This is a genomic window from Comamonas brasiliensis, assembly GCF_018292285.1.
Taxonomy (GTDB): Bacteria; Pseudomonadota; Gammaproteobacteria; order Burkholderiales; family Burkholderiaceae_C; genus Comamonas; species Comamonas brasiliensis.
The window spans coordinates 46,799-59,977 of sequence record NZ_JAANES010000003.1 but is presented as its reverse complement, the minus strand read 5'-3'; the positions used below and the strand labels follow the sequence as shown (position 1 = coordinate 59,977).

Below are 13,179 nucleotides of genomic sequence, written 5' to 3'. Positions count from 1 at the left end.
CTGTTTCAGACGCCATGACGGCAATCCGGTCGTGTTGCAAGTCCTGACCGATGCGGCCGCGCCGGCATCTCTTGGGCGCTTGCTGCAGTGGCTGTGGACAGCGGCCTGCGCCAGCCGCTTCGCAAATGCCCGGGCCTGGAGCGCCGGTCAGATTGCGGTGCAAAAGGGCATCAGGCTGGCAGCAATGGGGCAGGCGTGAGCGCTGCGCCATCGGGCCGGATGGCGGCGATGCGCTGCACCACGCGCGCGGGCTGCTCGAGCAGGCCATGCTCGTAGGCAACGATATTCCAGCCGGCGCAGACCTGCAGCAGCTCGCCGGGAGCGAGCAGAAAGTCCGGGCGCGAGGGCTTGCCATAGGCCTCGTTGCCCTGGGCAAAGGTTTCGTAGAGCAGCACGCCGCCGGGCTTGACGCTGTCCAGAATCAGCGGCCACAGCGGACGCCACAGATAGTTGGTGACGACCAAGCCATCAAAGCTGCGGCCCGTCAGCGGCCAGGCGTTGTTCTCGATGTCGGCGGTAATCGTCTCGGCGATATCCGCCACGGACCGGGTCGCCTCCGGCGCCTTGTCCACGCTGGTCAGCTTGTGATCCAGGGCCGAGAAGAAACGGGTATGGCGGCCCATGCCGCAGGCCAGATCCAGCACCGAGCCCTGCGGGCGTACCAGATGGGCAAAGCGGGCAATCCAGGCGGAGGGCGCCGGCGCGCAGTGGCTGGGGGCAATCGCAGGAATGGCGGCGGCTGTGGGAGGCAGGGTGTGGCTGGTCATCTTGCGAAAACTATAGCAGTGCCCGCATGCCTGTTTCTGCATGGCCTGCCTCCACCTCAACAGCCTCGCGCCGGCTCAGTGCGGCTTCACATCGTCCTTGAGCGCGGCCAGGGCCATGTCTTCCACCATGCCCGGGGCGATCAGCTTGATGAAGCGGCCCAGCTTGCCCTTGCCTGTCATCACCACCTCGCGCTGACGGCGCTTCAGGCCGTCGAGGATGAGGCGCGCGCATTCGGCCACCGTCATCGCGCCGTCTTCCTTGAGGCCGCTGACGCCTGCGGCTTCGCCTCTGGCGTTGTAGCCGTGGTAGCGGATGCGCGTATCCACCACGCCGGGGTAGGCGGTGGTCACGCTCACGCCGGCGGGTTTGAGCTCGATGCGCAGGGCTTCAAAGAAGCCGGCCATGGCGAACTTGCTGGCGCTATAGGCCGTGCGGCCCGGCACGCCTATCAGTCCTGCCAGCGAAGACACGGCGACGATGGAGCCCTGGCTGGTCTTGAGGTGCGGCAGCGCCGCGTGGGTGCACCAGACGCTGCCCCAGAGGTTGATGCGCATCAGCCTTTCATACCAGCCCAGGTCTTGTGCGCTGACCTGTTCGAACAGCGCATGGGCCGAGACCCCGGCGTTGTTGATCAGGGCGTCCAGCCCGCCGAACTGCTGCACGGCGGCGTCGATCAGCGCGCGGCACTGGGCCTCTTCGCTCACATCGGTGGGAACTTCCAGCACCTGCGCCCCCAGGGTCCGGCATTGTTCTGCCACGGCTTGCAGGTTGCCGACATTGCGCGCGGCCAGCGTCAGCTGCAGCCGGCTCTGATGGGTTTGCGCCAACTGGCGGGCCATTTCGGCGCCTATGCCGTCCGAGGCTCCGGTGATGATGATGCGGGCCATGCTCTCTCCCGGCCATGCCGCCCGGGCGGCTTGCCCAAGAGCTCAGAAGCAGGCCCAGACCTGGTCTGCCAGTGTGAGCATGAATTCCGGTTGCAGATACAGGGCAAACACCGCCAGCAGCAGCACGAGCACGGCACACCAGATGGAGATGCGTTGCCAGAGTTTGAGCTGCATGGTGGTGTCTCCGGTATCAGGCGGCGCTGGGCGTGCGGCGCACGATGGCTGCCTCGCGCACGGGCAGATTGACGACGGCGGCAAAAATGCCCAGGGCAATCGAGATGTACCAGACCATGTCGTAGTTGCCGTTGATATCGTAGAGATAGCCGCCCAGCCATACACCCAGGAAGCTGCCGATCTGGTGGCTGAAAAAGACAAAGCCGCCTAGCATGGACAGATGCTGCACGCCGAAGATCTGGGCGATGGTGGCATTGGTCAGCGGCACGGTGGACAGCCACAGAAAGCCCATGGCGGCGCAGAAGGCATAGACCGACCAGGGCGAGAGCGGGGCCAGCAAAAAGGCCACGGTGGCCACCGAACGCAGACCGTAGATGCCCGACAGCAGATAGCGCTTGGGCAGCTTCTGGCCCAGATTGCCGGCCAGATAGGTGCCGAAGATATTGAACAGACCGACCAGGGCCAGCGAATAGCTGGCCACATGGGGCTCCATGCCGAAGTCCTTCAGATAGCTGGGCATGTGCACGCCGATGAACATGACCTGGAAGCCGCAGACGAAGTAGCCCGCCATCAGCAGCAGAAAGCTGGGGTAGGTCCAGGCTTCCCTGAGCGCCTGACCAACGGTCTGCTCGCGCTTGATGGGCGTGCTGCCGCCAAAGCCCGGCTCGCGCAGGCCGAAGGCCAGGGCGGCGATCAGCAGTGCGAACAGCGCCAGTATCAGCAAGGCATTGGACCAGCCGAACTGGGCGATCAGCTTGCCTTCCACGGGCACCATGAAGAACTGGCCGAACGAGCCTGCCGCCGCGGCCACGCCCATGGCCCAGCTGCGCCGCGCCACGGGAATCTGCCGGCCCAGCACGCCGTAGATCACGGCATAGGTGGTGCCGGCCTGGGCCGCGCCGATCAGCACGCCGGCGGTCAGCAGGAACACCGTGGAACTGGGGGACAGCGCCATGCCGACCAGACCCAGGGCATAGAGGACGGAGCCGCCGATCAGCACCTTGAAGGCACCGATGCGGTCGGCCAGCATGCCGACGAAGATGCCCAGGATGCCCCAGGACAGGTTCTGCACGGCAATGGCCAGGGAGAAGTTCTCGCGTGTCCAGCCCATGTCCTGGGTGATGGGCTGCAGCCAGAGCCCGAAGCCGTGGCGTATGCCCATGGAGAGCGTGACGATGGCGCCACCGCACAGAAGAATCTGCGCCATGGACATGGGGGCTGGAGTTGTCTTTGTTGTCATGCCGTGCGTGCGAAAAAAGGCCTGGGGTGCGGTCAGCACACCACTGTAACCAAAGCCGCTGCTTCGCGCCGGCACAGCTCGTCACATGTGCGCCAGCCTGTGCTGCCAGAATGCGGGAGCGGCGCCGGGCCCTGCTCGCCTGCAGCAAGTCGCGATCCATAAAAAGTGAGCGCCTTGCGCACGGACTGCAATAAAAAATGATGTAAATCTATCTGAAACTGTTGAATAGTATGCGGTAAAAGCTATCTTTTTAAGAGTCGTTGCAGCGGGCAAGATGTGCTGAAAACACGTTGCCAAGACAGATGTTCGGGCTTTGTGCAAGAGTATTGGGAGTAAACAACTGTGAATTTATCCAGCTCTCATCCGGAGAGGCCACTACAATCCGCCCCCATGGCAGTCAAACCGTCCAACGAATATTCCGAAGGCTCGATCCGCGTTCTCAAGGGTCTGGAGCCTGTCAAACAGCGTCCCGGCATGTATACGCGCACCGACAACCCCCTGCACATCCTGCAGGAGGTGATCGACAACGCGGCCGACGAGGCGCTTGCCGGCTACGGCAAGAAAATCAAGTTCACCATGCACGCCGACGGCTCCTACAGCGTGGAGGACGACGGGCGCGGCATTCCCTTCGGTCTGCACCCCGAGGAGAAGGCGCCCGTGGTGGAACTGGTCTTCACGCGCTTGCACGCGGGCGGCAAGTTCGACAAGGGCAATGGCGGCGCCTACAGCTTCTCGGGCGGTCTGCACGGCGTGGGCGTTTCGGTGACGAATGCGCTGGCCACGCGTCTGGAGGTGCAGGTGCACCGCGACGGCCAGGTGGCCACGCTGGTGTTCTCGGGCGGCGATGTGATCGAGCCGCTCAAGGTGCGCCCTCTGCAGGCCGGCGAGCGCAAGCAGGGCACGACGGTACGTGCCTGGCCCGATGCCAAATACTTCGAATCCTCGGCCCTGCCCATGGGCGAGCTGGTGCATCTGCTGCGCAGCAAGGCAGTGCTCATGCCCGGCGTGGCCGTCTCGCTGATCAACGAAAAGTCGCGTGACACCCAGAGCTGGCAGTTCAAGGGCGGTCTGCGCGACTATCTGGCGCAGAGCCTGCATGGCGAGCCTGTCATCCCCCTGTTCGAGGGCGAGGGCTTTGCCGACAAGAACAACGACAGCTTTGCCGAAGGCGAGGGCGCGGCCTGGTGCGTGGCCTTCACCGAAGACGGCGCGCCGCTGCGCGAAAGCTATGTCAACCTGATTCCCACCACGGCGGGCGGCACGCATGACAGCGGCCTGCGCGACGGCCTGTTCCAGGCCGTCAAGGCCTTCATCGACATGCACTCGCTGCTGCCCAAGGGCGTCAAGCTCATGCCCGACGACGTGTTTGCGCGCGCCAGCTATGTGCTCAATGCCAAGGTGCTGGACCCGCAGTTTCAGGGCCAGATCAAGGAGCGCCTGAACTCGCGCGACGCCGTGCGTCTGGTCTCGGGCTTTGTGCGCCCGGCTCTGGAGCTGTGGCTCAACGAGCATGTGGACTGGGGCAAGAAGCTGGCCGAGATCGCCATCAAGGCCGCCCAGACCCGCCAGAAGGCCGGCCAGAAGGTGGAAAAGCGCAAGGGCAGCGGCGTGGCCGTGTTGCCCGGCAAGCTGACCGATTGCGAGAGCAAGGACATAGCCGTCAACGAGGTGTTCCTGGTCGAGGGCGACTCTGCCGGCGGCAGCGCCAAGATGGGCCGCGACAAGGAAACCCAGGCGATCCTGCCGCTGCGCGGCAAGGTGCTCAACACCTGGGAGGTGGACCGCGACCGGCTGTTCGCCAACAACGAAATCCACGATATCTCGGTGGCGATCGGCGTGGACCCGCATGGCCCCAATGACGAGCCCGACCTGTCCGGCCTGCGCTACGGCAAGATCTGCATTCTCTCGGATGCGGACGTGGACGGATCGCACATCCAGGTGCTGCTGCTGACGCTGTTCTTCAAGCATTTCCCCAAGCTCATCGAGGCTGGTCACATCCATGTGGCGCTGCCGCCGCTGTTCCGTGTGGACGTGCCTGCGCGCGGCAAGAAGCCCGCCATCAAGGTCTATGCGCTCGATGCGGGCGAGCTCGATGCCATCATCGAAAAATGCGCCAAGGACGGCGTGCCGCGCGAGAAATGCCAGGTCAGCCGTTTCAAGGGCCTGGGCGAGATGAATGCCGAACAGCTGTGGGAAACCACGCTGAACCCCGATACGCGTCGTCTGCTGCCGGTGCAGTTCATGAATCTGGACTTTGCACAGTCGGAGGCCGTGGTCACCAAGCTCATGGGCAAGGGCGAAGCCGCCGCCCGCCGCGAGCTGATGGAGCTGCATGGCGATGCCGTGGAGGTCGATATCTAGGCGGGCGTTGCAACGCCTGCACTAGCGCTCACTAGCGGTCGATGGAGCCAGCCATGCACAAGCCCATGTTCGATGCCTCACCCAGCCATCCGCCTGCGCGCGGCGGGCTCGCGTCTGTGCGTTTGCGACGTGCGGTGGCTGCTGCCCTGCTGGCGGGCTCGGGCTGGCTGGCCCTGGCGCCGGCGGCGCATGCCGATCTCTGGGCCTATGTCGACGAATTCGGCGTCACGCACTTTGCAGCCGAGGCGCTGGACGAACGCTACAAGCTGTTCTTCAAGGGCGAGCTCTACGACAGCAGCCAGCCGGGTCTGCAGCTCAAGCCGGATTCGGCGGCCGAGGGGCTCAACGCCCGCACGCGCATGCAGAGCTTTTTCGAGGTCTCGCCGCGCTACAAGAGCGTGAGGCCGCATCTGCAGAAGGCGGCCGAGAGAACCGGCGTGGACTATGACCTGATCAAGGCCGTGATCGCCGTGGAGTCCGGCTTTGACGCCCAGGCCGTCTCTCCCAAGGGCGCTGTCGGTCTGATGCAGCTGATGCCGGCTACGGCCGAGCGCTTTGGCGTGGCGGCCAGCAAAAAGCGCAGCATGCAGCAGCAACTGGTCGACCCGGCCGTGAACGTGCCTGCCGGCGCGCGCTATCTGAGCTATCTGATGGACTTGTTCCCGGGCCGGCTCGATCTGGTGCTCGCCGCCTATAACGCGGGCGAAGGTGCGGTGCAGAAGTTTGGCAAGGCGATTCCGCCCTATAAAGAAACAATGAATTACGTCAAGGCCGTCACGGGCATCTACGAGCAACTGCAGGCAGCCAGGCCCCTGAGCGGCCGGCTGGCTGCGGCCGGCTCGGCTGGCCGCGGCGGCTCCCGCATACGCATGACTCTGCCGGGCGCGGCCCCTGCGGCCGCGGACGCGCAAATACCTTGAGTCGCCGGATCGGCGCAATTTGGAAAATCACAAAGAATTCATGAGCGATCAAACCACACTGGATTTGTCTCAACAAGCCGCTGGCGATGCACTGGACCTGGGTCAATACGCACAGCGCGCCTATCTCGAATACGCTTTATCGGTGGTCAAGGGCCGTGCCCTGCCGGATGTCAGCGATGGCCTCAAGCCCGTGCAGCGCCGCATTCTCTATGCCATGGAGCGCATGGGCCTGAGCTACAGCGGCCCGAACGGCAATACGGCGGCCAAGCCGGTCAAGAGCGCCCGTGTCGTAGGCGACGTGCTGGGCCGCTTTCACCCGCACGGCGACCAGTCGGCCTATGACGCACTGGTGCGCATGGCGCAGGACTTCAATCAGCGCTACCCGCTGGTCGACGGCCAGGGTAACTTCGGCAGCCGCGACGGCGACGGCGCTGCGGCCATGCGCTATACCGAGGCGCGCCTGTCCAAGATCACCGGCCTGCTGCTCGACGAAATCGATATGGGCACGGTGGACTTCGTGCCCAACTACGACGGCAGCACCCAGGAGCCCAAGCAGCTTCCGGCCCGTCTGCCGTTCTCGCTGCTCAATGGCGCCAGCGGCATTGCCGTGGGCTTGGCAACGGAAATCCCCAGCCACAATCTGCCCGAAGTGGCAGCGGCCTGCGTGGCCCTGATCAAGAAGCCGCAGCTGCCCGAGGAGGAACTGCTGGCGCTGATTCCTGGCCCCGACTATCCGGGTGGCGGCCAGATCATTTCGTCCAGCAGCGATATCGCCGATGCCTACCGTACGGGCCGCGGCAGTCTCAAGGTGCGCGCGCGCTGGAAGATCGAAGAGCTGGCACGCGGCCAGTGGCAGCTGGTGGTGACCGAGCTGCCGCCAGGCGTGTCGGCCCAGAAGGTGCTCGAAGAGATCGAGGACATCACCAATCCCAAGGTCAAGACCGGCAAGAAGGCGCTGAGCCAGGAGCAGACCCAGCTCAAGGCCAGCATGCTGGCCGTGCTGGACTGCGTGCGCGACGAGTCGAGCAAGGATGCGCCGGTGCGCATCGTGTTCGAACCCAAGACCGGCAAGATTCCCCAGTCGGAGCTGATCACGGCGCTGCTGGCCCACACCAGCCTGGAGTCTTCGAGCTCGATCAACCTCACCAGCATCGGCCTCGATGGCCGCCCGGTGCAGAAGTCGCTGCGCCAGATGCTGGAGGAGTGGATTGCCTTCCGCTTCCAGACCGTGACGCGACGCAGCCGGCATCGGCTGGAGAAGGTGCTCGATCGCATCCACATCCTCGAAGGCCGCCAGGCCGTGCTGCTCAATATCGACAAGGTCATTGCCATCATCCGCGCCAGCGATGAACCCAAGCAGGCCCTGATCGACGCCTTCAATCTCTCCGAGCGTCAGGCCGAGGACATTCTTGAAATTCGTCTGCGCCAATTGGCGCGCCTGGAGGCCATCAAGATCGAGCAGGAGCTCAAGGAGCTGCGCAGCGAGCAGGGCAAGCTTGAGGACATCCTGGGCAGCGAAGCGACCATGCGCCGCCTGATCTGCAAGGAAATCGAGGCCGATGCCAAGACCTTCGGCGATGCCCGTCGCACGCTGATCCACGAGGAGAAAAAGGTGGTGGCCGAGGTCAAGGTGGTGGATGAACCCACGACCGTGATCATTTCCGAAAAGGGCTGGGTGCGCACGCGTCAAGGTCATGGTGTCGACGCTGCCACGCTGAGCTTCAAGGCCGGCGACAGCCTCTACGGCACGTTCGAGTGCCGCACGGTCGATCAGTTGCTGGCCTTTGGCAGCAACGGCCGGGTCTACTCGGTGCCGGTGTCGGCCCTGCCGGGCGGACGCGGCGACGGCCAGCCCGTGACGACGATGATCGAACTCGAAGCCGGTACCCAGCTGCTGTACTACTTTGCCGGCAGCGAAAGCACACAGCTGCTGCTGTCGGGCTCGGGCGCCTATGGCTTCACGGCGAATGTGGGCGATATGGTCTCGCGCCAGAAGGCCGGCAAGGCCTTTGTCACGCTCGGCGAGGGCGAGACCCTTTGCGCACCGTCGGTGGTGCATGGCGTGCCCATGAATGCGCGTGCCGAATATGTGGAAGGCGGCGAGCAGGGGGCCGGTTTGCTCAACCCCGCCAGCCATGTGATCTGCGCCTCGGTGGGCGGCCGCATTCTGACCTTCGAGATCGCCGAGCTCAAGGCCATGCCCAAGGGCGGGCGCGGCCTGATGCTGATCAGCCTGGAAGACAAGGACCAGCTGGCCGGCGCTGCCGCCTATACGCGCAGCATCCGCCTGGATGGCGTGGGGCGCGGCGGCAAGGCACGTACCGAGACGCTGGAGATCCGCAGCCTCAACAATGCCCGCGGCAACCGCGGTCGCAAGGGCAAGGCCGCAGACCTGGGCTTCAAGCCCCAGGCGGTGACGCGCGTGGAATAAGATTCAGAGCGCCAGTCCAAAAGCCGTGCACTGCACGGCTTTTTCTTTGAGGTAACGGATGCTGCCATGCACCTCGTATGCACCTCGTCAGTGCCAGTTCGATGGCAAAGGATCAATCTGGTGCGTGGCCTGATGCTGTTTATGCAGTCATCAGCCTGGCTTCGAACATCTGAGAGGGCTGATTGATCTGCTCGCGGCTGGCGACCAGGGGCAGGTCGCGCTGCCCCGATTCGGTGCGAGCGACCAGGGCATACAGGGTGCTCACGGCCCTGGACACGGCATCGGGCACGGCGCGCCCTTGAATCAGATGGCCCAGCAGCACGGCCGAGAACACATCGCCCATGCCGTTGGGCAGGGGGTGCAGGTCGATATAGGGCGTCTGTACCAGCCAGGACTTGTCGGCCGTCACGGCCAGTGTGGCCAGCTGGTCGGATGGCAGATCGTCGGTGCGCAGGCTGGTGATGACGATCAGGGCCGACGGGCTGTGATGCAGCTGCGTGAGCATGGAGCGGGCCGCCTGGGTGGCCGCCTCCACGCTGCTCAGGGGCTGGCCGCCGCACAGCAGCTCGAACTCGTAGTGGTTGGGCGTGATGACGCTGGCCTGGGACAGCGCACGCTTGCGCAGAAAGTCCGGGATGCCGGGGCGCACGAACACGCCGCGCCCCACATCGCCCATGACCGGGTCGCACAGGTAGTGGGCCCCGGGCTGGGCGGCGCGCACTTCCTGCACGGCGGCCAGAATGGCTTCTCCCACGCCGGCATCGCCCAGATAGCCCGAGAGCACGGCCGTGCATCGCGCCAGCACGCCGCGGGCGCGCAGGCCGTCCAGCACATCCTGTACATGGGCGGGCGTGAAGACCTGGCCCTTGAACTCGCCATAGCCGGTGTGGTTGGAGAACTGCACCGTATGCACGGCCACGGGTTCTATGCCCAGCAGCTGCAGCGGCAGCATGGCGGCGTCGTTGCCCACATGGCCGTAGGCGACATGGGATTGAATGCTGAGAACCAGTGGGGGTGCCTGCGTGCTGGGCATGGGGGCTCTTTCGTGAGTGATCGAGATGCTTGCGGCAAGCATCGCGTTGCAAAGATAAAGTGAGCTGCTTGCGCTTGCCAGTCAATCAATTCAGACTGTTTTGTATCTGAAATCTATGAATGACAAGCGGTATTAGCTCACTTTATGTGAGTGAGCAGGAGTCTTAGCCCAGCTCGGCCATCAGCTCGATTTCCACGCAGCAACCCAGGGGGATCTGGGCCACGCCGAAGGCGCTGCGGGCGTGCTTGCCGGCTTCGCCGAAGACTTCGCCCAGCAGTTCGCTGCAGCCATTGGTGACCAGATGCTGCTCGGTGTAGCTGGTGCTGGAGTTGACCAGGCTCATGACCTTGACGATGCGCTTGACGCGATTCAGATCGCCGCCGCAGGCATGCTGCAGCGTGCCCATCAGATCCACGGCCACGGCGCGGGCCGCCTGCTTGCCTTCTTCGGTCGTCATGTTCTCGCCCAACTTGCCAACCCAGGGCTGGCCGTTCTGCTTGGCGATATGGCCGCTGAGGAACACCAGATTGCCGGTCTGCATATAGGGCAGGTAGGCGGCCGCAGGCATGGCCACTTCGGGCAGGGTGATGTTCAGGGCTTTGAGTTTTTCATAGACGCTCATGACGGGCTCCAAAAGTGCGAGGGCTAAAGGGGGACAAGTTTGACACAGCAGCGCGACCGGGCAGTCATTGTCCTGGCACGGTTGCCATGGCGTTTGAATTGATAGCTGCTCGCGCAACGAGAGTCGGCATCCGCTGCGGTTTTGGGCCCGCAAGCAGGGCAGGGATAGTCGCAATGCTGGTGGCAGGCCCTCGCTCCTAGCATGGCAGCATGCCGCACCAGCAGACTTCCGCCTCTTTGCGTCGCCGCCTGTCCTGGCTGGCGCCGCTGTGGGGCTGCGTGCTGGGCGCTGCCTGGCAGGTGACTCAGGCCGGACTCTGGCATCTGGCGCTCTACCAGCTCCTGCTGGCCTTGGGGTTGCTGATGCTGCTGCTGGCTTGCAGATGGCGCGGCCGACCGAGGCTGGGTTGGTGGCTGCTGCTGGCGGGCGCGGCTTGCTGTGTGGCGGGGCTGACGGGCTGGCGCGCCCATGCCTATCTGCAGCAGACCCTGCCCCCGGCGCTGGAGGCCGTGGATTTGCAGGTAGAGGGCCGTATTGCCTCGATGCTGCAGAACCAGGCCAACGGCCAGCGCTGGCGCTTTGTGGTGGAGCGCGCGGATGCCGGCGTTCCGCAGGTGCTGGAGCTGTCCTGGTACGGCCCGTTCGGGCAACTGGCGGATGCCGGCCAGCCTCTGGTTCCTGTCTGGGCCCAGGGCGTGGCGCTGAGCCCCGGTCAGCGCTGGCGCCTGACGGTGCGCATCAAGCGCCCGCACGGCGCGCGCAATCCGCATGGCTTTGACTATGAGCTGCTGGCCTGGGAGCAGGGCGTGCAGGCCACGGGCTATGTGCGCGAACGGCCCGCGCCCGAGCTGCTGGCCGTGACGACCCGGCATCCCTTGCAGCGCTGGCGGCAGTGGCTGCGCGATCGCATCCAGGACGAGATGGGGCGACTGCAGCGCTGGCTGCCAGGCGGCGAGCTGCCCGGCGGCGATGCGGCGCGTGCCCAGGCCGCATTGGGCGTGGTGGCAGCGCTGGCCGTGGGCGATCAGCAGGCGATCGAGCGCAAGGACTGGACGCTGTTTCGCCAGACGGGCGTGGCGCATCTTATGAGCATTTCGGGCCTGCACATCACCATGTTTGCCTGGCTGGCCGCCTTGCTGGTGGGCCGCTTGTGGAGGCTCAGTGCCAGCGCATGCCGCTGGGTACCGGCCCCGCGCGCGGCCCTGGCCGTGGGCGTGGTGCTGGCGGCCGCCTATGCCTTGTTCAGCGGCTGGGGCCTGCCCGCTCAGCGCACGATCTGCATGCTGGCCGTGGTGGCGCTGCTGCAGTGGCAGGGCGTGCGCTGGCCCTGGGCCTGTGTCTGGCTGCTGGCGCTGGCAGTGATTGTCGTGGCCGACCCGTGGGCACTGTGGCAGGCCGGGTTCTGGCTCAGTTTTGTCGCGGTCGGCGTATTGCTGGCTTCGGGCTCGGGCGCTGTCGGCGCGAAGGGCAAAAGCGCTGCGGGCCGATGGGTGGCAAAGCTGCATGCCCTGTGGCGTGAGCAATGGCTGATCTCCCTGGCCCTGGCACCGCTGGGGCTGCTGCTGTTCGGTCAGGTGTCCGTCGTGGGCCTGCTGGCCAATCTGCTGGCCATTCCCTGGGTGACCCTGGTGGTCACCCCGCTGGCCTTGCTGGCTGCCGTGCTGCCGATGGCGGCAAGCGCTGCCGCTGTCGCCATGCTGCCCTTGATGCAGCTGTTGCAGTGGCTGGCCCAGCTGCCCGGGGCGGTGTGGGTTCTGCCGCAGCCTGCCTGGTGGGCCAGTGTGCTGGCGATAGCTGCCGGACTGTTGGTGATCGCGCCTTTGCCGGGGCGGTTGCGGCTGGTGGCCGCGCTGTTCGCGCTGCCTGCCTTGTTCTGGCCTCAGGCACGGCCGCGTGTCGGCGAGTTCGAGCTGCTGGCGGTAGATATCGGCCAGGGCAATGCCGTCATCGTCAGTACCGCCAGCCATCGTCTGCTTTATGACGCAGGGCCGCAGTACGGCCGCCACAGCGATGCCGGCGAGCGTGTGCTCTTGCCCCTGCTGGCCGCGCAGGGCATGCAGCTGGATGCCATGATGCTCAGCCACAGCGATAAGGATCACACCGGCGGCGCCCTGGCCGTGAAGGCGGCTCAGCCAGCAGCCAGAGTCTGGGGCTCGGACTCGGTGATTCAGGACCCGCAGCTGGCAGGCCTGGCTCCGGTGCAGCGCTGTACCCAGGGGCAGCACTGGCAATGGGATGGCGTGACGTTCGAAGTGCTGCACCCGCCTGCAGGAGATGCCTGGCTCGATGGCCGCAAGGCCAAGCCCAATTTCGGCAGTTGCGTGCTGCGCCTGCGCTCGGCCAGTGGCCGGGTGGCCCTGCTGGCCGGCGATATCGAGGCTGCGCAGGAGCGGCAACTGCTGCAAACCAGCCTGGACGAGCCCGTCGACTGGCTGCTGGTGCCGCACCATGGCAGCAAGACTTCATCGACCGAGCCCTGGGTCGGCACGCTGCGCCCGCGCTGGGCAGTGGCGCAGGCGGGCTATCTGAATCGCTTCGGACACCCGGTGGCAGTCGTGGTGCAGCGCTATCGGGCGGTGGGCAGCCAACTGGTGGCACAGGATCGCTGCGGCGCTGCCTATTGGAGCTCAGCCCTGCCGGAAAAATTGGAATGCGAGCGACTGATTCGGGCGCATTATTGGGATGTTCATGCCGTCTCCAAGGGCTCGCCCTGAGAAACTGGCATGGGGCTTGCATTGATGCT

General features: G+C 65.2%; 10 protein-coding genes. 4 read left to right on the top strand and 6 right to left on the bottom strand.

What is annotated here, in order from left to right; genetic code table 11:
• Positions 1-170 precede the first annotated feature (170 nt).
• The 4 genes from DJFAAGMI_RS12910 to DJFAAGMI_RS12900 are packed head-to-tail and all read right to left on the bottom strand — an operon-like array spanning position 171 to position 3,042.
• Positions 171-809, bottom strand: coding sequence for a class I SAM-dependent methyltransferase (locus DJFAAGMI_RS12910; RefSeq protein WP_211457461.1), 639 nt, complete (start codon positions 807-809; stop codon positions 171-173).
• A gap of 33 nt (positions 810-842) precedes the next feature.
• On the bottom strand, positions 843-1,655 hold the full coding sequence (locus DJFAAGMI_RS12905; protein ID WP_211457460.1) for an SDR family oxidoreductase: 813 nt from the start codon (positions 1,653-1,655) through the stop codon (positions 843-845).
• A gap of 42 nt (positions 1,656-1,697) precedes the next feature.
• On the bottom strand, positions 1,698-1,829 hold the full coding sequence (locus DJFAAGMI_RS25155) for a hypothetical protein (protein WP_003057673.1): 132 nt from the start codon (positions 1,827-1,829) through the stop codon (positions 1,698-1,700).
• A gap of 16 nt (positions 1,830-1,845) precedes the next feature.
• The gene (locus DJFAAGMI_RS12900; protein ID WP_211457938.1) at positions 1,846-3,042 is read right to left on the bottom strand and encodes an MFS transporter; all 1,197 of its coding nucleotides are present in this window, start codon (positions 3,040-3,042) and stop codon (positions 1,846-1,848) included.
• A 417-nt stretch (positions 3,043-3,459) separates the two neighbouring features.
• Between DJFAAGMI_RS12900 and DJFAAGMI_RS12895 the strand changes: the two genes are divergently transcribed.
• The 3 genes from DJFAAGMI_RS12895 to parC are packed head-to-tail and all read left to right on the top strand — an operon-like array spanning position 3,460 to position 8,781.
• Entirely contained in the window at positions 3,460-5,430 is a 1,971-nt protein-coding gene (locus tag DJFAAGMI_RS12895; protein ID WP_003064589.1) for a DNA topoisomerase IV subunit B, read from the top strand.
• 53 nt (positions 5,431-5,483) lie between these two features.
• Positions 5,484-6,350, top strand: coding sequence for a lytic transglycosylase domain-containing protein (locus tag DJFAAGMI_RS12890; RefSeq protein WP_211457459.1), 867 nt, complete (start codon positions 5,484-5,486; stop codon positions 6,348-6,350).
• A 40-nt stretch (positions 6,351-6,390) separates the two neighbouring features.
• Complete coding sequence (gene parC / locus DJFAAGMI_RS12885) at positions 6,391-8,781, top strand: DNA topoisomerase IV subunit A (RefSeq protein WP_211457458.1); 2,391 nt, start codon at positions 6,391-6,393, stop codon at positions 8,779-8,781.
• Between the two features lie 139 nt (positions 8,782-8,920).
• Here parC and pdxY read toward each other — a convergent pair whose 3' ends face one another.
• Positions 8,921-9,814, bottom strand: a complete 894-nt coding sequence (gene pdxY / locus DJFAAGMI_RS12880) for a pyridoxal kinase PdxY (RefSeq protein ID WP_211457457.1) — start codon at positions 9,812-9,814, stop codon at positions 8,921-8,923.
• Positions 9,815-9,977: 163 nt separating this feature from the next.
• A complete protein-coding gene (locus DJFAAGMI_RS12875) occupies positions 9,978-10,436 on the bottom strand; it encodes a RidA family protein (RefSeq protein WP_003064600.1) in 459 nt (152 codons plus the stop codon).
• Between the two features lie 209 nt (positions 10,437-10,645).
• On the opposite strand from DJFAAGMI_RS12875, the gene DJFAAGMI_RS12870 reads away from it, so the two are divergent.
• Entirely contained in the window at positions 10,646-13,150 is a 2,505-nt protein-coding gene (locus tag DJFAAGMI_RS12870; RefSeq protein WP_211457456.1) for a DNA internalization-related competence protein ComEC/Rec2, read from the top strand.
• Positions 13,151-13,179: the final 29 nt, after the last annotated feature.